Genomic DNA, 19783 nt, shown 5'->3' with positions numbered 1-19783 from the left:
GCGCATGTCCAGGGTCGGGAGCGGCCAGGCCGACGCCGGTGTCGGTGCGCGTTTGAAGAGATACCAAGACCGCTTCGAACCTGTGGCGACGCGCGTCCTGCTTCTCGGGATCTTTCTCACCGGGCTGACGGCGCAGTTCGTCAAGCCGGTCGGAGACGCTCTGGAAGGCAAGGCGTATCTCGGTGGTGCGCTGCTCAGCCTGGTGGGCTATGTGCTGTACGACGCGGTGAAGGATCTCGCCCGGTCGATCACGGCACCGACGCGCGCACTGGTGAACTCGCGTCAGCTGGGCAGCTACGTCAGCGAGGCGTTCGGAGCTCGGAAGGTCGAGATCAGCTTTCTCGGCTACACCGGAGAGACCCTCTACAACGAGCTCTACCACCGGCTGGAGGGTTTGCTCGACGACCCCGGTCCGACCAAGCGGGTCTCCGTGCGGATGCTTGTGCCCGACTTCGGCCAGCCGATGACCGTCCCCTCCAGGATCGGCGGTAACGGCGAACCCGTGGACGACCCCGACTTCCGCAAGCGCCAGGAGTTGAGGTGCAGGGACTATGACGACGTGCTGTCGGGCCTGGCGGCGCAGATAACCGACAACGGCCGGGTGACCGTTGTCTGCGAGTATCGCTCCTACCCCGGCATCCCCCGCGACAAGATCTGCATCTTCAACAGGGGACAGGTGCTGCATGGGCTTTACAACGTCGCCACCCGGATGCGACTGCAGGACCAAGAGTTCTACGATCCCAAGGGCTACAGCACCGATCTCAACGTCTGGTCCAGGCAGGGCTCGGCGTCCGCCGAGGAGGCGGTCACCATGTGGACCAAGCACTTCGATGACCTGTGGAACCTTGCGGCGGTGCCCTATTGGCGCCGGTCGGCAGGCATCTGACCGTCAGTCGGCGCATTGGTTGCCGGCCCGGGGCGGCATCTGATCTCGGACTCATACCTTCAACACCACCTTCCCCACCAGCCCCCGCCCCTCAATGGCCGCATGCGCCTCCCTCGCCCTCTCCAGCGGAATCACCTCGCCGATCACCGGCCGGAGCCGGCCCGCCGCGGCCTCGGCGAGCGCGTCGGACATGAAGCGACGCAGGTCGTCGGGGCCGAACTGGACATCCCCGATGCCGAAGAGCTGGATGCCCCGGCGGGTGGCCTCGGCCGGGTCGACGGGGGAGAAGCCGCCCGAGGGTGCACCGTGGGCCGAGAAGCGGCCACCGTCGGTCGTCAACGTGAAGGCGGCGGCGCCGAGGTCGCCGCCCACGCCGTCCAGGACGACGTCCGCGGCTTCGGTGGAGCCGCCGAGCGCGTGGCGGGCGGCCCGCGGCCAGTCGGGGTCCGTGGCGTCGACCGCCGCGTCCGCCCCCAGCTCCCGTACCAGTGCCAGTTTCGCGGCACCCCGGGCCGTCCCGACCACCCGTGCCCCGCGAGCGTGGGCCAGCTGGACGAGCAGCGTGCCCATGCCTCCCGAGGCGCCGAGGACGAGGACGCGGTCGGTGGGGCCGACGGCGGTCAGTTCGAGCAGGCCCGTGGCGGTGACACCGTCGTGGACCAGGGCCGCGGCCTGGAGAAGGTCCACGGAGTCCGGGACGGCCGTCAGGGCCGAGGCCGGGGCGACGGCCCGTTCCGCGTAGCTGCCGGTCACGAACGCCGTGACCCGGCGGCCGAGCCACTCGGCCGGGGCATCGGCCCCGAGTGCGCCGACCACGCCCGACACGCCGCCCCCGGGCACGTACGGAGGTGTCACCTGGAAGAAGTCCTGGCCCCAGCCAGACCTCAACTGCGTCTCCACGAAGATCGTGTCCGCGTAGGCGACATCGATCACCACCTCGCCCGGTCCCGGAATCGGGTCCGGAATCTCCACCGGCACCAGGACCTCCGGGCCGCCGAACGCCTTCACCTGTGCTGCTCGCATCGGTCACTCCTAGGAAGCGGGTTCAATACTGCGCAGTCTTCGACCTCAAGCTCGGTCGAGGTCAAGAGCGGCCCTGAGGGGTGCGTAGGCTCGGGGCATGGGTGAGATCGGACTGCGCGAGCGCAAGAAGCAGCGGATGTACCAGGCCGTCTCGGACATCGCGATCGGGCTCTTCCTGGAGAAGGGGTTCGACGCCGTGTCCGTCGCCGAGGTCGCCGCCGCCGCCGAGATCTCCAAGCCGACCCTCTTCCGGTACTTCGCGACCAAGGAGGACCTGGTCCTGTACCGGTTCGCCGACCATGAGGACGAAGCCGCGCGGGTCGCCGTGCGGGGCCCCTCCCCGGTGGAGGCGTTGCGGCGGCACTTCCTCGACGGGCTGGATCGGTGCGATCCCATCACCGGGCTCAACGACAACCCGCATGTCCTCGCCTACCAACGGCTGCTCTACGGGACGCCCTCGCTGGCGGGCCGGATGTACGCGTATCTGGAGCGGTCCGAGGCCGCCCTCGCCGAGGCACTCGGCGGTGACCTGGGCGCCCGGCTCGCCGCCGGGCAGATCGTCGCCGTGCAGCGCGTCCTCGCGCAGGAGAACTGGCGGCGGATCGCCAGGGGGGAAGGGGCTGAGCAGGTGCGGCCCGATGCCGTCGCCGCGGCGGAAGAGGCGTTCGCGCGGTTGGGGGCGGGGCTGCCGCGGTACGCGTAGGCGCTGCCCCACCTCGGATTGGCAACCCAGTAAAAAATTTAACTCGGTTACGTTATCCGTTATCCTTCATGGCATGACGTCACCCGACCCTGCCCTCGCCCGCTCCCTCACCCGCGAACGCGAGTACCACGACACCTGCCGCACCGCCCTCGCCGCCATGGTCGACGGCGCCGAGGAACAGGTCGTCACCGGCGAGGACGTCTCCGCCTCCGGTGCCGACGCCGAGGTGCTCGGGTACCGGCTGCGCAGCCAGGCGAAGGAGCTGCGTGAGCTGCCGCAAGGCCCGTTGTTCTTCGGCAAGCTGGAGTTCGGGCGGGATGCCGGGGCGGCCGGCGAGCATGCCGGGCAGAGCTATCACATCGGCCGGCTGCGGATCACCGAACATCCCTCCGCCCCACCACTCGTCGTCGACTGGCGCGCCCCCGTCTCGCGCGCCTTCTACCAGGCGAGCGCCCGCGACCCGCAGGGCGTCGCCGTGCGCCGGCGGTTCGGCTGGGCCCCGGGGAGCCGCGGCGACTCCGCCGACCTCACCGGCCTGGAGGACGAGCACATCGGAGAGGGCCAGAGGGAGGGGCGCGGGAAGGAGGAGACGCGGGCGCACGCACGGGACAGTCGCATCCTCGCCGGCGAGATCGAGCGTCCCCGCGTCGGCCCCATGCGCGACATCGCCGCCACCATCCAGCCCGAACAGGACGTTCTCGTACGAGGTGATCTCACGGCCTCGGTCTGTGTGCAGGGCGCCCCCGGCACCGGCAAGACGGCCGTCGGCCTGCACCGGGCCGCGTACCTCCTCTACACGCACCCGCAGCGCATCCGCCGCGGCGGTCTGCTGATCCTCGGCCCCAACCGCACGTTCCTCTCGTACATCTCGGAGGTCCTGCCGGCGCTGGGCGAGACGGGCGTGCGGCAGTCGACCGTCGGGGACGAGATCGCCCGGCACCCGGTGACGGGGGAGGACGGCGAGCGCGCCGCCGTCGTCAAGCACGACGCCCGCATGGCGGAGGTGCTGCGCCGGGCTCTGTACGGGAACATCGGCAGCCCCGCCGAACCCCTCGCCGTACCGGACGGCTCGTACCGCTGGCGCGTCCCCGTCGGCGCACTCCGCCGGATCGTGGACGGCGTACGGGCCGAGGAGCTCCCGTACGCCGTCGGACGCGAGCGCGTGCGGACGCGGGTGGTGCGCCATGTGCTGGAGCAGGCCGAGCGGCGTGGCGGGACGTGTACGAACGCCTGGGTGCAGAAGATCTCGCGGGCCCGGCCGGTCGGCGCGTACGTCGACGCGGTGTGGCCCCGGGTGCGTCCGGAGGAACTCGTCGCTCACCTCCTCACCGACGCCGATGGGTTGGCGGCGGCGGCCGACGGGATCCTGGACGCGGACGAGCAGAAGGCGATCCTGTGGGCCAAGCCGCCGCGGTCGTGGAAGTCGGCGCGGTGGTCGGCCGCCGATCTCGTCCTCCTCGACGAGATCGCCGGGCTCATCGAACACCCCGAGGGATACAGCCACTTGGTCATCGACGAGGCCCAGGACCTGTCGCCGATGGAGTGCCGGGCGATCGCGCGGCGCGCGTCGTTCGGGTCGCTGACCGTGCTCGGGGATCTCGCGCAGGGCACGACTCCGTGGGCCGCGCGGGAGTGGGGCGAGCTGCTCGGGCACCTGGGGAAACCGGACGCCGCGGTGGTACCGCTGACGACCGGTTTCCGGGTGCCGGGCGCCGTCGTCGAACTCGCCAACCGGCTGCTGGGGCGACTGGACGTGGCGGTGCCGCCCGCTCAGTCCCTGCGTGGGGACGGTGAGTTGAGGATGCGGCCGGCGTCCGACGTACTGTCCGCCACCGTCGACGCCGTGCGCGACGCGCTCGCGCACGAGGGTTCCATCGGGGTGATCGCCGCCGACGGGGACGTCGTGCGGGTACGGGAAGCCCTTGACGCCGCGGGGATCGCGGCGGCGGGCCCCGACGAACTGGGCGCGCGTGTCGCGGTGGTGCCCGCGGGGCTCGCGAAGGGACTCGAGTACGACCATGTCGTCGCCGTCGAACCGGCCGCCGTCGCGGAGGCGGAGGCGCGCGGGCTGCACCGCTTGTACGTGGTGCTGACGCGGGCGGTGTCGAGGCTGGACGTGGTGCACGCGCGCCCTCTGCCCTGGTGAGTCACCAGGGGATGGGCGCGCCGTCGCGGAAGAAGCCGCCGGTGGGGCCGTCGTCCGGGAGGGTGGCCGCCCACACGACGCTCGCGGCACCCTCCTTGACCGGGCGGCCGCCGGGTCCGCCCATGTCGGTGGCGACCCAGCCCGGGCAGACGGCGTTCACCAGAACCCCGTCGGCGCGCAGTTCGGCGGCGAGCATGCGGGTGAGGGCGTTGAGAGCCGCCTTGGACGCGGAGTACGCCGGGGTGCCGCCCCCCATGCTCGCCAGGGACGCGGCCTCGCTGGAGACGTTCACGACACGCGGGTGCGCGCTCGCGCGCAGCAGCGGGAGCAGCGCCTGGGTCAGCCGCCAGGGACCGTACAGATTCGTCTCGGCCGCCTCGCGTACGACGTCCAGGTCGGCGGTGGTCGCGCGCTGCCAGGTGTCGTACGTGATCGCCGCGTTGTTGATCAGGACGTCGAGGGCGTCGATGTCCTGGGCGGCCGCGGTGATGTCGGCCTCGGAGGTGACGTCCAGGCGGAGGGGGTGTGCGTTCGGGCCGACATCTCGCGCCGTCTCCTCGGCGGCCCCGGCGGACCGGGCGGTCACGAGCACGGTGTGGCCCGCGGCGGCCAGCTGCCGGGCGACCTCGCGGCCGATGCCGCGGTTGGCGCCGGTGACGAGAGCGATCACCGCGACGCTCCCGGCGAGGTCCCTTGGGGTGTCAGGAGGGGGATCAACTGTTCTTCCTCGTAGGTCAGATGGGCTTCGAGATCGGTGGTGAGGCGTTCCACCTGGGAGAGTACGCGGCTGGGGTCCGTGTCCTCGGGATCCTGGGCGACGACCCGGCGCAGCTCTTCGAGAAGGTCGGCGATCCGCTCGTGCTCCTGGCGCAGTCGGTCCAGGGCCGGGGTGAGTTCGGGATGCCGGTCGGCGAGGAGCGGGAAGATGCCGAGCTCCTCGCCGGTGTGGTGGTTGTGGAGGCCCTGGCAGAGGGTGAGGCAGTTGACGCGGAGCTGGGCGCCGAGGGAGGCGCCGGTGCTGCCGTCGACGCCGGGGGTGGTGAACTCCTCGCGAATCAGGGCGAGTTCGCGCCGGAACGCGTCGTGGACGACCTTCAGATACTCGGCCATGGAGCCGGCATTGACGTTCGGCGGGCCGTCCTGCGGGATCCGGTGGAGGGCGACGACCGGGATCACGCGATCCGTCTTCGCCTGGTACTCCGCCCAGCCCGGGTCGGCCTCCACCGCGCGGGCGAACACGGCGTCACGTTCGTCGCGTTCGAGGACGACGGCCTCCGCCTCGTAGGTGAAGACGCCGTCCTCGACGGTCAACCGAGGGTTCGCGACGAGGTTGTGGAACCAGTCGGGGTGCTGGGGCGCGCCACCGGCCGACGCGATGACGAGCACTCGCTCGCCGCCATCGGGATAGAAGCCGACGGGGGTCGTGTGCGGGGTCCCCGTGCGCGCCCCGGTGGTCGTCAGCAGGAGCAGTCGCGCTCCCTCGAAATAACCGCCGACGCGCCCGTTGTTGTCGCGGAATTCTTCGATGACCTGCTGATTGAAAGGGTTGGTCATTCTCTGCTTTCTTGTGTTTTCGGGCAGGGGGAATTACCGCGGGGCGAATGGGGTGCGAAAGGCGCCCCGCGGTGCTGAATGTGGGCGTGCGTGATGGCGCGCGGTGTCCCGAACAGGGGGTGCGCACAGGGAAGTCGTACGAGGGCGTCATACGCGGAAGGCGTACGCGGAGGCCGTACGAAGAAGGCGTACGAAGATGTCGTACGAAGAAAGAGCAGGCGGGGCTCTACCCCGCCCCGGCCTCACTCGGAGGCCGGGCAACCAACTCGCTCACGGCACAAGGCCGACCCGGCAGTCATGGGCGCAACGCTAATGCCAGGTACGGCCTTAATGCAATGCGGTATTCCTTGCCCGAGCGATTTCGGGCAGGTCTTCCTGCATGTTTTCAGGCATCCAGCGCGGCGACTTCCAGTTCGCCGAGGCGGTCCGGCTCGGCGATGACGTCGATCCCGGTGATCCGGTCGTCGTCCGTGACGGTGAAAGTGAGGACCACGCGGAGGCGGCCGAGGGGGGCCATGGCCAGGCCGACCGTTCCGTCGAGGAGGGCGAGGCCGGTGAAGCGGGCGCGGCCGGTGGCGGCCATGGCGCTCTTGGCGACGGTGATCGCACCGCTGACGACGACCGGTTCCGGGGTGGGGATGACGGACTTGTCGGCGTGCAGGACGACGTCCGGGTGGAGGAGGGCGACCAGCGCGTCGAGGTTTCCGCCTCGGGTGGCGGCCAGGAAGGCTTCGACGACCCGGCGTCGGCGGGTGAGGTCGGCCTCGGGCAGAGGTGAGGCGCCCTTGACGCGGCGGCGGGCGCGGCTCGCGAGTTGTCGCACCGCGGCCGGGGAACGATCGAGCATCGGGCCGATCTCGTCGAAGGGCACGGTGAACATGTCGTGCAGGACGAAGGCGAGCCGCTCGGCCGGGGAGAGCATGTCCAGGACCACCAGCAGCGCGACACCGACCGAGTCGGCGAGGACCGCTTCCTCCTCGGGGTCGCCACCGTCCTCCGGGCCGACGGCCGGATCGGTGAGCCGTACGTCGAGGGGTTCCTCGCGCTGCCGCTCGCGGGTGCGCAGCATGTTCAGGCACACCCGCGCCACGATCGTGGTCAGCCACCCGGCGAGGTTCTCGACGTCGTCGGTGTCGACGCGGCCGGCCCGCAGCCAGGCTTCCTGGAGCGCGTCATCGGCTTCGCTCACCGAGCCGAGCATCCGGTAGGCCACCGCCCGCAGATGCGTCCGGTGCTCCTCGAAACGCTCCGCCAGCCATGCGCTCTCGCCCACCGTGTCACATTCCTTCCTCGCGGGGTGTCAGAGAAGTAGAACACCGAGAACCCGCTGAGGGGACAGGGATTTTCGCAGGTCCGGTCCCCACCACCATGGGAGCAGTCATGACGTCCACCCCGTCAACCATCCTGGTCACCGGCGGCACAGGCACGCTCGGGAGCCTCGTCGTCCCGCTGCTGCGGGAGGCCGGCCGCGACGTACGGGTACTGAGCCGGCACGCCCGCGCGGCTGTCGGCGGCGTCGAGTACGTGGCGGTCGACCTGCTCAAGGGCGAGGGCCTCGAAGCCGCGTTGGCCGGGGTCGACACCGTCCTGCACCTCGCGGGCGGTCCCAAGGGCGACGACATCGCGACGCGGAACCTGGTGCGGGCCGCCAAGTCCGCGGGCGTACGGCACCTCGTGTACATCTCGGTCATCGGGGCGGACCGGGTCCCGCTGGCCTGGCTCAGGTCCAAGCTGGACGCCGAGCGGGCCATCGCCGAATCGGGGGTGCCGTGGACGACGCTGCGGGCCGCCCAATTCCACGAACTGACGCTGAAGATGGTGCGGACGATGGCGAAAATGCCGGTCTTCCCGGTCCCGGGCGGCCTGCGCCTTCAGCCGGTCGACGCGCGCGACGTCGCGGCCCGCATCGCGGAACTCACCCTCGGCAGCCCCGCCGGCCTGGTGCCCGACCTCGCGGGCCCCAAGGTCTACGGTCTCGACGACCTGGCCCGCGGCTACCTCAAGGCCCGCGGCAAGCGCCGCCCGATGATGCCAATCCGCATCCCCGGCAAGGCGGGGCGCGCCTACCGCGCGGGCGACAACCTGACGCTCGACGGCGCGGAGATCGGCAAGCGGACGTGGGAGGACTTCCTGGCGGAGCGGGTGGGCTAGGGCTGCGGCTCAGTGGAACCGGTCCTCAGGATTCATATGATCACCCCATGATCGAAGGCAAGTTGGTACGGCTGCGGGCGCTGCGCGCAGACGACCTGGACGCGCATGTGCGCTGGCGCAACGACCCGGAGGTGGTGCACTGGGCGACCGGCGGCGACCCGCTCTTCGGCCCGGTCAGCCGCGAGGCCGTGGCCCACTTCTACGAGGCCCGGCTGCGCGACGACCCGCGCGTGCAGGCCACGTTCACCGTGGAGGACCTGGCCGACGGCCGCGCGGTCGGCATGGTCGACTACCGCGACCTCGACCCGTTCACCGGCTGCGCGACGGTCGGCATCACCATCGGCGAACGCGACCACTGGGGCGGCGGCTACGGCTCCGAGGCCCTTCACCTCCTCCTCGCCCACCTCTTCGGCCCCCTCCGCCTGCACCGCGTCGACCTGGACACCTGGAGCGGCAACGAACGCGCCCTCCGTGCCTTCCGCGCCGCCGGTTTCGTCGAGGAGGGCCGACGGCGGGCCAGTGTGCGGGTGGGGGACGAGTGGCACGACAGGGTGCTGTTCGGCCTGCTCAGGGAGGAGTGGACGGCCGGCCGTTGAGAAGCTGAGCCGCAACAGCGTCCCAACCACGGGTGGTTGGGTGCGCGCATGACGGATTGGTCGCGACTCGGCCACGCGCGCGGCTCCGCGGAGGACATCCCGGCGCTCTTGGACCGCATCGCCGCGGAACCGGCCCCCACACTCCGGAACGACCTGTGGTCGGCCCCGTGCCACCAGGGCAGTGTCCATTCGGCGAGCTTTCGCGGCGCCGCCCTGGCTCGCCGACATGGCGGGCGGCGACGACCGGGAGCAGCGGGTGAGCGCGCCGACCCTGGCAGGCGCGATCATGGCGGGCGCCGCACAGCCGCACGGCGAAGTCGCTGTGCGCGCGGCGCACAGCGACTTCGTCTCACGGTGTCCGCGAGGGCCTCGGTCAGGTGCCGACGTAGGCCGCGAGGTGCTCGCCGGTGAGGGTGGAGCGGGCGGCGACGAGGTCGGTGGGTGTGCCCTCGAAGACGATTCGGCCGCCGTCGTGGCCGGCGCCGGGGCCGAGGTCGATGATCCAGTCGGCGTGCGCCATGACCGCCTGGTGGTGCTCGATGACGATGACCGACTTGCCGGAGTCGACGAGCCGGTCGAGCAGGCCGAGCAACTGCTCGACGTCGGCGAGGTGGAGGCCGGCGGTCGGCTCGTCGAGGACGTAGACGCCGCCCTTCTCCGCCATGTGGGTGGCCAGCTTGAGCCGCTGCCGCTCGCCGCCGGACAGCGTGGTGAGCGGCTGGCCGAGGCTGAGGTAGCCGAGCCCGACGTCGGCGAGCCGGTCGAGGATGCGGTGCGCGGCCGGCGTGCGCGCCTCGCCGGCGCCGAAGAACTCCTCGGCCTCGGTCACCGACATCGCGAGCACCTCGCTGATGTCGCGGCCGCCCAGGTGGTAGTCCAGCACCGATGCCTGGAACCGCTTCCCCTCGCACTCCTCGCAGGTGGTGGCGACGCCCGCCATCATCGCCAGGTCGGTGTAGATGACGCCGGCGCCGTTGCAGGTGGGGCACGCGCCCTCGGAGTTGGCGCTGAACAGCGCCGGCTTCACGCCGTTGGCCTTCGCGAACGCCTTGCGGATCGGGTCGAGCAGTCCGGTGTACGTCGCCGGGTTGCTCCGTCGCGAGCCGCGGATCGAGGTCTGGTCGACCGACACCACCCCGTCCCGCCCGGACACCGAGCCGTTGATCAGGGAGCTCTTTCCCGACCCTGCGACGCCGGTGATGACGGCCAGCACGCCGAGCGGGATGTCGACGTCGACGTCCCGCAGATTGTTCGCGCCGGCGCCGCGCACCTCCAGCACTCCCGACCGTGTCCGCACCGAGGGCTTCAAGGAGGCCCGGTCGTCCAGGTGCCGCCCGGTGAGCGTGTCACTGGCCCGCAGCCCCTCGACGGTGCCCTCGAACACCACCTCGCCGCCCTCGGTGCCGGCGCGCGGGCCGAGGTCGACGACGTGGTCGGCGATCGCGATCGCCTCCGGCTTGTGTTCCACGACCAGCACGGTGTTGCCCTTGTCGCGAAGCTGCAGCAGCAGGTCGTTCATCCGCTGGATGTCGTGGGGGTGCAGCCCGATCGTCGGCTCGTCGAAGACGTAGGTGACGTCGGTGAGCGACGACCCGAGGTGGCGGATCATCTTGGTGCGCTGCGCCTCGCCGCCCGAGAGCGTGCCGGACGGCCGGTCGAGGCTGAGGTAGCCGAGCCCGATCTCGACGAACGAGTCGAGCGTGTGCCCCAGCGCGGCCAGCAGGGGCTCCACCGACGGCTCGTCGAGGCCCCGGACCCAGTCGGTCAGGTCGTTGATCTGCATCGAGCAGACGTCGGCGATGTTCTTCCCGTTGATCTTCGACGACCGGGCCTCCTTGCTGAGGCGGGTGCCGTCGCACTCGGGACAGGTCGAGAACGTCACCGCCCGCTCCACGAAGGCGCGGATGTGCGGTTGCAGCGCGTCGACTTCCTTGGACAGGAACGACTTCTGGATCTTCGGGATCAGCCCCTCGTACGTCAGGTTGATCCCGTCGACCTTGATCTTGGTCGGTTCCTTGTGGAGCAGGTCGTGCAGCTCCTTCTTGGTGAACCTGCGGATCGGCTTGTCCGGGGCGAAGAAGCCGCAGCCTCGGAAGATGCGGCCGTACCAGCCGTCCATGCTGTAGCCGGGGATCGTGAGCGCGCCCTCGTTGAGCGACAAGCTGTCGTCGTACAGAGCCGACAGGTCGAAATCGGTGACCGAGCCCATGCCCTCACAGCGGGGGCACATGCCGCCGAGACGGTTGAAAGTGGCCTTCTCGGCCTTCGTCTTGCCGCCGCGCTCGACGGTGATCGCACCGCTGGCCTTCACCGAGGGGACGTTGAACGAGTACGCGTTGGGCGGGCCGATGTGCGGCTTCCCGAGCCTGCTGAACAAAATGCGCAGCATCGCGCTGGCGTCCGTGACGGTGCCGACGGTGGAGCGGGCGTTGGCGCCCATCCGCTCCTGGTCGACGCTGATCGCGGTCGTCAGCCCGTCGAGGATGTCGACCTCGGGACGGGCGAGCGTCGGCATGAAGCCCTGCACGAAGGCGCTGTAGGTCTCGTTGATCAGCCGCTGCGACTCCGCGGCGATCGTGTCGAACACCAGCGAGCTCTTGCCCGAGCCGGACACCCCGGTGAACACCGTCAGCCGGCGCTTCGGGATCTCGATGCTGACGTCCTTGAGGTTGTTCACGCGCGCGCCGTGCACGCGGATCAGATCGTGGCTGTCGGCAGCGTGCGGCGCAGGCGACTGCGTGTCCGTCCTCATGGCCATGCTCATCGTGTCTCCATCTGTTGGGCGGGGCCGCCTTCGCGGTCTCCGTCGGCGTCGCCTGGCTCGATCCGACCGGCTTCGAGCGTACGTCTGGTTGCCCTTGGCTTCGGCCGGTTCTCCTTCGCTTGGGCTGGTTCTCCTACGGCCGCCGCGTGGCGTGGCGCACTTTTGCAAGCGGGTGCTTGCAATTGTTAGCGGGGGTGCTGCAAGGTAGGGGCATGGCATCGCTCAACGTCGGCAATCTTGGTGAGTATCTGCGGGAACAGCGGCGCAACGCGCAGCTGTCACTGCGGCAGCTCGCCGACGCCGCCGGGGTGTCCAATCCGTATCTGAGCCAGATCGAGCGCGGGCTGCGCAAGCCGAGCGCGGAGGTGTTGCAGCAGGTCGCCAAGGCGCTGCGGATCTCCGCCGAGACGCTGTACGTGCGGGCCGGCATCCTCGACGCCGAGCGGGACCGGGACGAGGTGGAGACGCGCGCCGTCATCCTCGCCGATCCCACGCTGAACGAGCGGCAGAAGCAGGTGCTGCTCCAGATCTACGAGTCCTTCCGCAAGGAGAACGGGTTCGAGATCGCCCAGGCGAGCGAGGACGTTCACAACACCGAGGTGCACGGCACCGACGTACGCACGGCTCAGGACATACCGGATGCCGAGCACCCGAAGGACACCGCCGTCCGCGGCCCCCGCACGGCCGACGGCAGCGATGCCGATCCGCAGCAGACCGCCAGTTGACCAGCACCGCCGCAAAAACGCAGACCGCGCGGTCACACCGCGGATCACCAAAACCCTCAGACGAAAGCGAATACGGGAGGACCATCGCCATGGCCATCACCGACGACATCCGCAAGGCCGCCACGGACCCGACCCCGCTCTACTTCCTCGCCGGCACCGCCGACCTGGCCGTCCAGCAGGCCAAGAAGGTCCCCGGCATCGTGGAGCAGATCCGCGCCGAGGCCCCGGCCCGCATCGAGACCGTCAAGAACATCGACCCGAACGCCGTCCAGGAGAAGGCCACTGCCCGCGCCAAGGAGGCGCAGGAGACCCTCCAGGCCAAGGTGACGGAGTTCATCAGCACCCTCGACGCGGACATCAAGAAGTTCGGCAGCACCCTCGACACCGACCTGAAGAAGCTCGGTGAGTCCGCTCAGGACTTCGCCCTGCGAGGTGTCGGCGTCGCCGCCGAGTACGCCGTCAAGGCCCGGGAGACGTACGAGAAGGTCGCCGAGCACGGCGAGCAGACCGTGAAGACCTGGCGCGGCGAGGCCGCCGACGAGATCGAGGAGCTGGCCGCGGCCGTCGAGCCGAAGGCCGAGCCGGTCGAGGTCAAGGACGAGGAGAAGCCGGCCGCGGCCGCCGCCGCGGAGGCCCCGGCGAAGAAGCCCGTCGCCAAGAAGGCCCCGGCCCGCAAGACGACGGCCAAGAAGACGACTCCGCCCGCGAAGTAAGTCCTCGGCGGGAAGAAGCAGCAGGACCACTTCACCTCACAGAGACGGGCCGGGCACTCTCAGAGTTCCCGGCCCGTTCTCCGGGTACGGTGGCCATAGAGACGACTCGACTCGGGCGGTGGGCATTGTGCTGATGACGGCATTCGGCGGCCTCATGTGGCTGATCTTCACAGCCATGCTGGTGCTCGCCGTGGTGGCACTGGTGATGGCCGCGGTGGCCCGCGAGGACGCCTATCGCGCGGCCGACAAGCAGAACAAGATGTTCTGGCTGATCATCCTGGGCATCACGGTGGCCGTGAATCTCCTGGTGCCGATGCTCTTCCTGCAGATCGCGGGCCTGATCGCCACGATCGTCTTCTTCGTCGACGTCCGCCCCGCCCTCCGCCAGGTCTCCGGCGGCGGCCGCGGCCGCCGCGGCGGAAGCAGCAGCGACGGCCCGTACGGCCCCTACAACGGCGGACGTTAAGACCAACAAGGGCAGCAAGGCCGCCAAGGCCGACAAGCCCTGACGCGTACGGCGCTTACGGCGTCCGGTCCAGCAACAGCACCGCCACGTCGTCCGCCAGCTCCCCGCCGTTGAGCTCGCGCACCTCGCTCACCGTCGCGCGCAGCAGTTCCTCGCCCTGCAGACCCTGAGCCAGCTGGCGGCGGACCAGGTCCACCATGCCGTCCTGGCCGAGTCGCTCCTTGCCCTCGCCGATGTGGCCCTCGATCAGACCGTCGGTGTAGAGCATCAGGCTCCAGGCGGCGCCCAGCTCCACCTGCATGCGCGGCCAGCGGGCGTGCGGCAGCAGGCCGAGTGCCGGGCCGTTGTTGTCGTACGGCAGCAGTTCGGCGGGCCGGCCCGGGCGGGCTATCAGCGGTGACGGGTGGCCGGCCAGGCAGAGCCCGGCGCGGCGGCCGTCCGGTGCTATGTCCACCGTGCAGACCGTCGCGAAGATCTCGTCGTTCTCGCGCTCGTGCTCCAGGACCTGCTGAAGCGTCGAGAGCAGTTCGTCGCCGCACAGGCCGGCGAACGTCAGCGCGCGCCAGGCGATGCGCAGCTCCACGCCGAGCGCCGCCTCGTCGGGCCCGTGCCCGCAGACGTCGCCGATCATCGCGTGCACGGTGCCGTCGGGCGTACGGACGGTGTCGTAGAAGTCGCCACCGAGCAGGGCACGGGAGCGGCCCGGGCGGTAGCGCGCGGCGAAGCGCAGAGGGGAGCCCTCCAGGAGCGGGGTCGGCAGCAGGCCGCGCTCCAGGCGCGCGTTCTCCTGGGCGCGCAGCTTCGACTCCGTGAGCCGTCGCTCGGCCGTGTCGGAACGTTTCCTCTCCACCGCGTACCGGATCGCGCGGCTCAGCAGCCGGCCGTCCAGCTCGTCGCGGAAGAGGTAGTCCTGGGCGCCGACGCGCACCGCCTCCGCGCCGCGCTCGGCGTCCCCGGACGCGGTGAGCGCGAGGACGGCGTGCCGGGGCGCGAGCCGCAGCACGTGCTTGAGCGTGGCCAGCTCGTCCTCGCTGCCGGTGGCCCGGCCGGGCGCGGGCAGCGCGAGGTCGAGCAGGATGCAGTGGACGTCGTCGGTCAGCAGCCGCTCGGCCTCGGTGAGGTTGCGGGCGGTACGGATACGGATCGGCTTGCCGGCCGCGTCGAGCATCTCGGGCACGCTGAGCGAACCCGCCGGGTCGTCCTCGATGACCAGCAGGGTCAGGTTGGTGGTGCTGGCGACAGGGGTCGAGGCGCGGGGCGCCGGCACTGTCCCGGCGGGGCCGCCGGTCGAGTCTCCGGATGGCCCGCCGGGTGAGAACGCGGCTTGAGCCTGACCACTTTCCACGGCCGGGATCGCTCTCTGCCGCGGTACGGGTACGGGCATCGTCTGGGTTCCTTCCCTCCCCCCGAGGGCGTGGTGGGTCGAAGGTCCTCGACCCACCGACGGGGACCATAGCGTCAGCCGGTGCCGCAACGGAATGGTGTGCGGCACGGCGTCCGGCAAACGGCCACCGTCATATGCCGCATCCTGTACCGCACTTGGACAGGATGCGGTTCCCTCCGGAATGACGAACGTCACGTCCCTGGGGTTGCGCGGGGAGGGCAACCGTGTGATGGCTCACGTGGGGCAGGTCACGCGGGGTGCGCCGCCGCGGGGTCACACGTGAGGCGTCACGCGTCCGGCCGTACGACCCCCAGAATCGGCATCGAACCCGCACCCGTGATCGTCACCGTCCGCCCGGGCCGGGGTGCGTGCACGATCGCGCCGTCGCCCACGTACATCCCGACATGGCTGGCGTCGTCGAAGTAGATGATCAGGTCGCCGGGGCGCATGTCCTTGATGTCGACGTGGGTGAGCTGCTTCCACTGCTCCTGCGAGGTGCGGGGAATGCCGTGTCCCGCGGACGCCCAGGCCTGGGAGGTCAGCCCCGAGCAGTCGTACGACCCCGGGCCCTCCGCTCCCCATACGTACGGCTTGCCGATCTGGTGGGTCGCGTACTTCACGGCCTTCTTGCCCTGCTTTGACGCCTTGCCGTTGATCTCGGCGAGGATGCCGGAGCTCAGCCAGGTCGTCTGCGCCTGGTAGGCGGCCTCCTCCTCCAGCTTCGCCAGCCGCTCCTTCTCTTCCTTCTCCAGCTGGGACTCCAGCTTCTCGGCGGCGGCGATCCGCTCCTTGATCTTCTTCTTGGCCTCGGCCTTGGTCTTGCGGCCAGCCTCCAGCTTCTTCCACTGGGCGGCGGCGTCCTTCGCGTACTGCTGCAAGTCCTGCTGTGTCCGCGTCATCTCGGCGAGCAGCCCCTTGGTCGCGTGCTCGCCCTGCCGCACCCGTCCCGCGCCGTCCAGGAACTCCTGCGGGTCGTCGCTCAGCCACAACTGCGCCTCGGGCGGCAGCCCGCCGCCCCGGTACTGCGCACGGGCCGCGGCGCCCGCGCGGTCCTTCAACTTGTCCAGCTTCGCCTGGCCCTTGACGATCTCGCGGGCGAGATCGACGATCTCGGCGGACTGCTTCTGGGCCTTCTCCTCCGCGGCGTTGTACGCGTCCGTGGCCACCGCCGCCGCGTGATAGAGCTTGTCCAGCTTCTTGCGGACCGCGTCAAGGTCCTTGTTGCTCACCGGCGTTGGTGTCGTGGTGGCGGTCCGGGTCGGTGTCGGTGTCGGGCTCGCGTACGCCACGCCGGGTGTCGCGAGCACGGCGCAGACGCATGCGCAGGCCAGGGCCATGGCCGCCGTGGTCAGGCTCCGCTTGCCGGATCCCATTACTTCGCCCCCAAACTGATTTACCGTCAGTAACTTACGGACGCCTGGGGGATCGTGCCATGTCGACGCGCAATGCGACAGAGGTGGGCAAGGAACTCCCCTCCCTCGGCCCAACTCCCCGCCCTCCGCCCACTGCCCCCAGTTCCACAAGACGATCTCCCGCCTGTGTGACGAACCAGTCACGGAGATCGTTCCCCGCAGGTCAGGCCGCCTGGGCCGATCGTGTTCGTCGATCCGCGGTCACAGGCGTGGCGCCAACGCCTCCCAGCGCACCGTCACTTCGCCCTGCCGCCAGCGCGTCACCCCGTCCGCGACCGGCCAGTCGGCCGTCAGGTCGCGGACCGTGCGGATCCAGCGCTGCCGGGCGCCGTACGAGGCGTAGGGCGCGGCGGCCGCCCAGGCGCGGTCGAAATCGCGCAGGAAGGCGTGCACCGGCTCGCCCGGGACATTGCGGTGGATGAGGGCCTTCGGCAGGCGTTCGGCGAGGTCGGAGGGGCGGTCCAGGGAGCCGAGGCGGGTGGCGAAGGTGACCGTGCGGGGGCCCTCCGGGCCGAGGGCGACCCAGACGTGCCGGCGGCCGATCTCGTCACACGTGCCCTCGACGAGCAGGCCGCCCCGGGAGCCCGGGCCCGCCGGCGCGAGGCGTGTGCGCAGGCGCTGCCAGACCTCGGCGACCTGGTCCTCGTCGTACTGGCGCAGCACGTTGGCCGCGCGTATGAGGGCGGGGCTGCCCTGCACCGGTACCTCGAAGCCGCCGTGGCGGAAGACGAGACCGTCGCGCTGGTACGGGCGAGCGGCGGCGACCCGGGCCGGGTCGATCTCGACGCCCACCACGTGGGTGCGGGGGGCGGCGGTGCGCAGCCGTGTCAGCAGCTCCAGCGCCGTCCAGGGGGCCGCGCCGTAGCCGAGGTCGACCGCCACGGGGGCAGGGGTGCGGCGCAGTTCGGCGCCGTGTGTCGCCGCTATCCAGCGGTCCATGCGGCGCAGGCGGTTGGGGTTGGTGGTCCCGCGCGTCACGGTTCCCACGGGGCGGGACGCTGCGCGGGCTGTCATACGTACGAGGGTATGCGCCGGCTTGGGGTGCACCCCGCGCCGGTGCCGAGGCCGGGGTTTCTTCGCCCTCTCCGCCCCTGCCCGTCCCTGGGGGCTGCCGCCCCAGCCCCCCCCCGCTGAAAGATCGCGCAGTTCCCCGCGCTCCTGACAAGCCCCCACTCGCCCGCAGTCGGAGCGCAACCCGCCCCACCCTCGAACGGTTGAGCGACCCCCAGTAATGATTCGGCAAAGAGGAAATGGAGCGGCGCCCTCCGGCGTTGCCCCTCTCGGAGGGCGCAGTGCGTCCTCCGACCGGCATGCCCGCAGCAAGGAGGAACGCCACGTGAGCCAGTACGTCAGCAGGCTCGGGCGACGCTCCCCGGCGGCGTCCGCAAGGCTCAGGCTGCACCGCAGGCCCCGTCGCGTCGCGATGCTCTCCGTGCACACCTCACCGCTGCACCAGCCCGGCACGGGCGACGCGGGCGGCATGAACGTCTACATCGTGGAGCTCGCCCAACGCCTCGCCGCGATCAACATCGAGGTCGAGATCTTCACCCGGGCCACCACGGCCGCCCTCCCGCCGACCGTCGAGCTCGCCCCCGGCGTCCTCGTCCGGCACGTCGACGCGGGCCCCTACGAGGGCCTCGCCAAGGAGGACCTGCCCGCCCAGCTGTGCGCCTTCACGCACGGCGTCATGCAGGCCTGGGCCGGCCACCGACCCGGCTACTACGACCTCGTGCACTCGCACTACTGGCTCTCCGGTCACGTCGGCTGGCTCGCGGCCGAGCGCTGGGGCGCGCCCCTGGTGCACGCGATGCACACCATGGCCAAGGTCAAGAACGCCGCGCTCGCCGAGGGCGACACCCCCGAGCCCGCCGCCCGCGTCATCGGCGAGACCCAGATCGTGCGCGCCGCCGACCGCCTCATCGCGAACACCGCGGAGGAGGCCGACGAGCTCGTACGCCACTACGAGGCCGACCCCGGCAAGGTCGCCGTCGTCCACCCGGGCGTGAACCTGGACCGCTTCCGCCCGGCCGACGGCCGCGCCGCCGCCCGTGCCCGCCTCGGGCTCCCGCAGGACGCCCTGATCCCCCTCTTCGCCGGCCGCATTCAGCCCCTGAAGGCCCCCGATGTGCTGCTGCGCGCGGTCGCCGTCCTGCTCGACGAGCGTCCCGAGCTGCGCGGCAACATCGTCGTCCCTGTAGTGGGCGGTCCCAGCGGCAGCGGTCTCGCCAAGCCCGAAGGGCTGCAGAAGCTCGCCGCGCGGCTCGGCATCGCCGATGTCGTGCGTTTCCGGCCGCCCGTCGGGCAGGAGCAGCTCGCGGACTGGTTCCGGGCGGCGTCGGTGCTGGTCATGCCCTCGTACAGCGAGTCCTTCGGGCTGGTCGCCATCGAGGCGCAGGCGGCGGGTACGCCGGTGCTCGCGGCCGAGGTCGGCGGGCTGCCGGTGGCGGTGCGCCACCAGGAGACCGGCTTCCTCGTCCCCGGGCACAGTCCCGTCGACTACGCGCGCGTGCTGCGCGATTTCGCGGACGACACGCAGCTGGCCGCCCGGATGGGCGCGGCCGCCGCGTGCCATGCGGAGCGCTTCGGCTGGGACACCGCGGCCGCGGCGACGGCGGACGTGTACACGGCGGCGATGCAGGCCCACCGGCGTCGCGTACGCTCCCACCATGGCTGACGTACAGCGGGCGGCGCAGGTCATCGAGGGGGTCCTCAAGGACGCCGAACTCGAATGGGAAAGCCCTGAGCCCGGCAACTACGTGGTGAAGCTCCCCGGCACCCGGAAGCTGTCGACGACCCTCTCGCTGATCGTCGGCAGGCACTCGCTGTCGCTGAACGCGTTCGTGATCCGGCACCCGGACGAGAACCAGGAAGCGGTCCACCGCTGGCTCCTGGAGCGCAACCTCAAGCTCTACGGGGTCAGTTACGCGGTCGATTCCCTCGGGGACGTGTATCTGGTCGGCAAGCTGCCGCTGGCCGCGGTCGCGCCGGACGAGATCGACCGGCTGCTCGGCGCGGTCCTGGAAGCCGCCGACGGCTCTTTCAACACCCTCCTTGAGCTTGGTTTCGCCTCGGCGATCCGCAAGGAGTACGACTGGCGGGTGTCCCGCGGCGAGTCGACCCGCAATCTGGACGCGTTCACTCACCTGACTCGGCGTCCCTCCAACTGACCTCCTTCACCTAGTAATTAGCCGCTGCATGACCCCTTCCCTGCCTGCGGTCGCCGTGGCATGCTCACCGCCGACGCAGATCTGAACGTCGTT

The 19783-nt window shown here is 70.8% G+C and carries 18 protein-coding genes; 10 read left to right on the top strand and 8 right to left on the bottom strand.

Annotated elements, in window-relative coordinates; all coding sequences use genetic code 11:
• The first annotated feature begins 4 nt into the window (after positions 1–4).
• A complete protein-coding gene (locus tag AB5J53_RS22790) occupies positions 5–886 on the top strand; it encodes a hypothetical protein (RefSeq protein ID WP_369247519.1) in 882 nt (293 codons plus the stop codon).
• Between the two features lie 51 nt (positions 887–937).
• Here AB5J53_RS22790 and AB5J53_RS22785 read toward each other — a convergent pair whose 3' ends face one another.
• Positions 938–1909: a zinc-binding dehydrogenase gene (locus AB5J53_RS22785; protein ID WP_369247518.1), complete on the bottom strand. Its 972-nt coding sequence runs from the start codon at positions 1907–1909 to the stop codon at positions 938–940.
• A 97-nt stretch (positions 1910–2006) separates the two neighbouring features.
• Between AB5J53_RS22785 and AB5J53_RS22780 the strand changes: the two genes are divergently transcribed.
• A complete protein-coding gene (locus AB5J53_RS22780) occupies positions 2007–2612 on the top strand; it encodes a TetR/AcrR family transcriptional regulator (RefSeq protein ID WP_369247517.1) in 606 nt (201 codons plus the stop codon).
• A gap of 73 nt (positions 2613–2685) precedes the next feature.
• Positions 2686–4758 (top strand): AAA family ATPase, encoded by a 2073-nt coding sequence (locus AB5J53_RS22775; protein WP_369247516.1) that lies wholly within the window; start codon positions 2686–2688, stop codon positions 4756–4758.
• Position 4759: 1 nt separating this feature from the next.
• Here AB5J53_RS22775 and AB5J53_RS22770 read toward each other — a convergent pair whose 3' ends face one another.
• The 3 genes from AB5J53_RS22770 to AB5J53_RS22760 form a co-directional block, all read right to left on the bottom strand.
• A complete protein-coding gene (locus tag AB5J53_RS22770; protein WP_369247515.1) occupies positions 4760–5428 on the bottom strand; it encodes an SDR family oxidoreductase in 669 nt (222 codons plus the stop codon).
• Positions 5425–6312: a nitroreductase/quinone reductase family protein gene (locus tag AB5J53_RS22765; RefSeq protein ID WP_369247514.1), complete on the bottom strand. Its 888-nt coding sequence runs from the start codon at positions 6310–6312 to the stop codon at positions 5425–5427. The genes AB5J53_RS22770 and AB5J53_RS22765 overlap by 4 nt, the downstream gene beginning before the upstream one ends.
• 385 nt (positions 6313–6697) lie before the next feature.
• The gene (locus tag AB5J53_RS22760; protein ID WP_369247513.1) at positions 6698–7585 is read right to left on the bottom strand and encodes a sigma-70 family RNA polymerase sigma factor; all 888 of its coding nucleotides are present in this window, start codon (positions 7583–7585) and stop codon (positions 6698–6700) included.
• A 107-nt stretch (positions 7586–7692) separates the two neighbouring features.
• On the opposite strand from AB5J53_RS22760, the gene AB5J53_RS22755 reads away from it, so the two are divergent.
• The gene (locus AB5J53_RS22755; RefSeq protein ID WP_369247512.1) at positions 7693–8463 is read left to right on the top strand and encodes an SDR family oxidoreductase; all 771 of its coding nucleotides are present in this window, start codon (positions 7693–7695) and stop codon (positions 8461–8463) included.
• A 47-nt stretch (positions 8464–8510) separates the two neighbouring features.
• Positions 8511–9059 (top strand): GNAT family N-acetyltransferase, encoded by a 549-nt coding sequence (locus AB5J53_RS22750; protein ID WP_369247511.1) that lies wholly within the window; start codon positions 8511–8513, stop codon positions 9057–9059.
• 373 nt (positions 9060–9432) lie between these two features.
• Here the strand turns inward: AB5J53_RS22750 and AB5J53_RS22745 are convergent, their stop codons facing one another.
• A complete protein-coding gene (locus AB5J53_RS22745; protein WP_369247510.1) occupies positions 9433–11823 on the bottom strand; it encodes an ATP-binding cassette domain-containing protein in 2391 nt (796 codons plus the stop codon).
• A gap of 212 nt (positions 11824–12035) precedes the next feature.
• Here AB5J53_RS22745 and AB5J53_RS22740 point away from each other — a divergent pair, with 212 nt between their 5' ends.
• The 3 genes from AB5J53_RS22740 (at position 12036) to AB5J53_RS22730 (ending at position 13727) form a co-directional block, all read left to right on the top strand.
• Complete coding sequence (locus tag AB5J53_RS22740) at positions 12036–12548, top strand: helix-turn-helix domain-containing protein (RefSeq protein WP_369247509.1); 513 nt, start codon at positions 12036–12038, stop codon at positions 12546–12548.
• 89 nt (positions 12549–12637) lie between these two features.
• Entirely contained in the window at positions 12638–13261 is a 624-nt protein-coding gene (locus AB5J53_RS22735; RefSeq protein ID WP_369247508.1) for a hypothetical protein, read from the top strand.
• Between the two features lie 127 nt (positions 13262–13388).
• Entirely contained in the window at positions 13389–13727 is a 339-nt protein-coding gene (locus AB5J53_RS22730; RefSeq protein WP_189186484.1) for a DUF2516 family protein, read from the top strand.
• A 55-nt stretch (positions 13728–13782) separates the two neighbouring features.
• Here AB5J53_RS22730 and AB5J53_RS22725 read toward each other — a convergent pair whose 3' ends face one another.
• From AB5J53_RS22725 to AB5J53_RS22715, 3 genes are all read right to left on the bottom strand, one after another.
• Entirely contained in the window at positions 13783–15111 is a 1329-nt protein-coding gene (locus AB5J53_RS22725) for a PP2C family protein-serine/threonine phosphatase (RefSeq protein WP_369247507.1), read from the bottom strand.
• 287 nt (positions 15112–15398) lie between these two features.
• Positions 15399–16484 (bottom strand): NlpC/P60 family protein, encoded by a 1086-nt coding sequence (locus AB5J53_RS22720; RefSeq protein WP_369247506.1) that lies wholly within the window; start codon positions 16482–16484, stop codon positions 15399–15401.
• A gap of 240 nt (positions 16485–16724) precedes the next feature.
• Positions 16725–17537: a class I SAM-dependent methyltransferase gene (locus AB5J53_RS22715; protein ID WP_369247505.1), complete on the bottom strand. Its 813-nt coding sequence runs from the start codon at positions 17535–17537 to the stop codon at positions 16725–16727.
• Between the two features lie 322 nt (positions 17538–17859).
• Here AB5J53_RS22715 and mshA point away from each other — a divergent pair, with 322 nt between their 5' ends.
• On the top strand, positions 17860–19197 hold the full coding sequence (mshA, locus tag AB5J53_RS22710; RefSeq protein ID WP_369247504.1) for a D-inositol-3-phosphate glycosyltransferase: 1338 nt from the start codon (positions 17860–17862) through the stop codon (positions 19195–19197).
• Positions 19190–19690 (top strand): YbjN domain-containing protein, encoded by a 501-nt coding sequence (locus tag AB5J53_RS22705; protein ID WP_369247503.1) that lies wholly within the window; start codon positions 19190–19192, stop codon positions 19688–19690. The genes mshA and AB5J53_RS22705 overlap by 8 nt, the downstream gene beginning before the upstream one ends.
• Positions 19691–19783 lie beyond the last annotated feature (93 nt).

Source organism: Streptomyces sp. R41, assembly GCF_041053055.1.
Lineage (GTDB): Bacteria > Actinomycetota > Actinomycetes > Streptomycetales > Streptomycetaceae > Streptomyces.
Note: the sequence above shows the minus strand (reverse complement) of the source record. Positions and strands in the feature narration are given on the sequence as shown.

Coding starts and splice junctions, on each gene's coding strand:
- AB5J53_RS22775 (WP_369247516.1), top strand. CDS start 2,686: ATGACGTCACCCGACCCTGCCCTCGCCCGCTCCCTCACCCGCGAACGC.
- AB5J53_RS22740 (WP_369247509.1), top strand. CDS start 12,036: ATGGCATCGCTCAACGTCGGCAATCTTGGTGAGTATCTGCGGGAACAG.
- AB5J53_RS22755 (WP_369247512.1), top strand. CDS start 7,693: ATGACGTCCACCCCGTCAACCATCCTGGTCACCGGCGGCACAGGCACG.
- AB5J53_RS22735 (WP_369247508.1), top strand. CDS start 12,638: ATGGCCATCACCGACGACATCCGCAAGGCCGCCACGGACCCGACCCCG.
- AB5J53_RS22750 (WP_369247511.1), top strand. CDS start 8,511: ATGATCGAAGGCAAGTTGGTACGGCTGCGGGCGCTGCGCGCAGACGAC.
- AB5J53_RS22720 (WP_369247506.1), bottom strand. CDS start 16,484: ATGGGATCCGGCAAGCGGAGCCTGACCACGGCGGCCATGGCCCTGGCC.
- AB5J53_RS22765 (WP_369247514.1), bottom strand. CDS start 6,312: ATGACCAACCCTTTCAATCAGCAGGTCATCGAAGAATTCCGCGACAAC.
- AB5J53_RS22785 (WP_369247518.1), bottom strand. CDS start 1,909: ATGCGAGCAGCACAGGTGAAGGCGTTCGGCGGCCCGGAGGTCCTGGTG.
- AB5J53_RS22790 (WP_369247519.1), top strand. CDS start 5: ATGTCCAGGGTCGGGAGCGGCCAGGCCGACGCCGGTGTCGGTGCGCGT.
- AB5J53_RS22745 (WP_369247510.1), bottom strand. CDS start 11,823: ATGAGCATGGCCATGAGGACGGACACGCAGTCGCCTGCGCCGCACGCT.
- AB5J53_RS22705 (WP_369247503.1), top strand. CDS start 19,190: ATGGCTGACGTACAGCGGGCGGCGCAGGTCATCGAGGGGGTCCTCAAG.
- AB5J53_RS22725 (WP_369247507.1), bottom strand. CDS start 15,111: ATGCCCGTACCCGTACCGCGGCAGAGAGCGATCCCGGCCGTGGAAAGT.
- AB5J53_RS22715 (WP_369247505.1), bottom strand. CDS start 17,537: ATGACAGCCCGCGCAGCGTCCCGCCCCGTGGGAACCGTGACGCGCGGG.
- AB5J53_RS22780 (WP_369247517.1), top strand. CDS start 2,007: ATGGGTGAGATCGGACTGCGCGAGCGCAAGAAGCAGCGGATGTACCAG.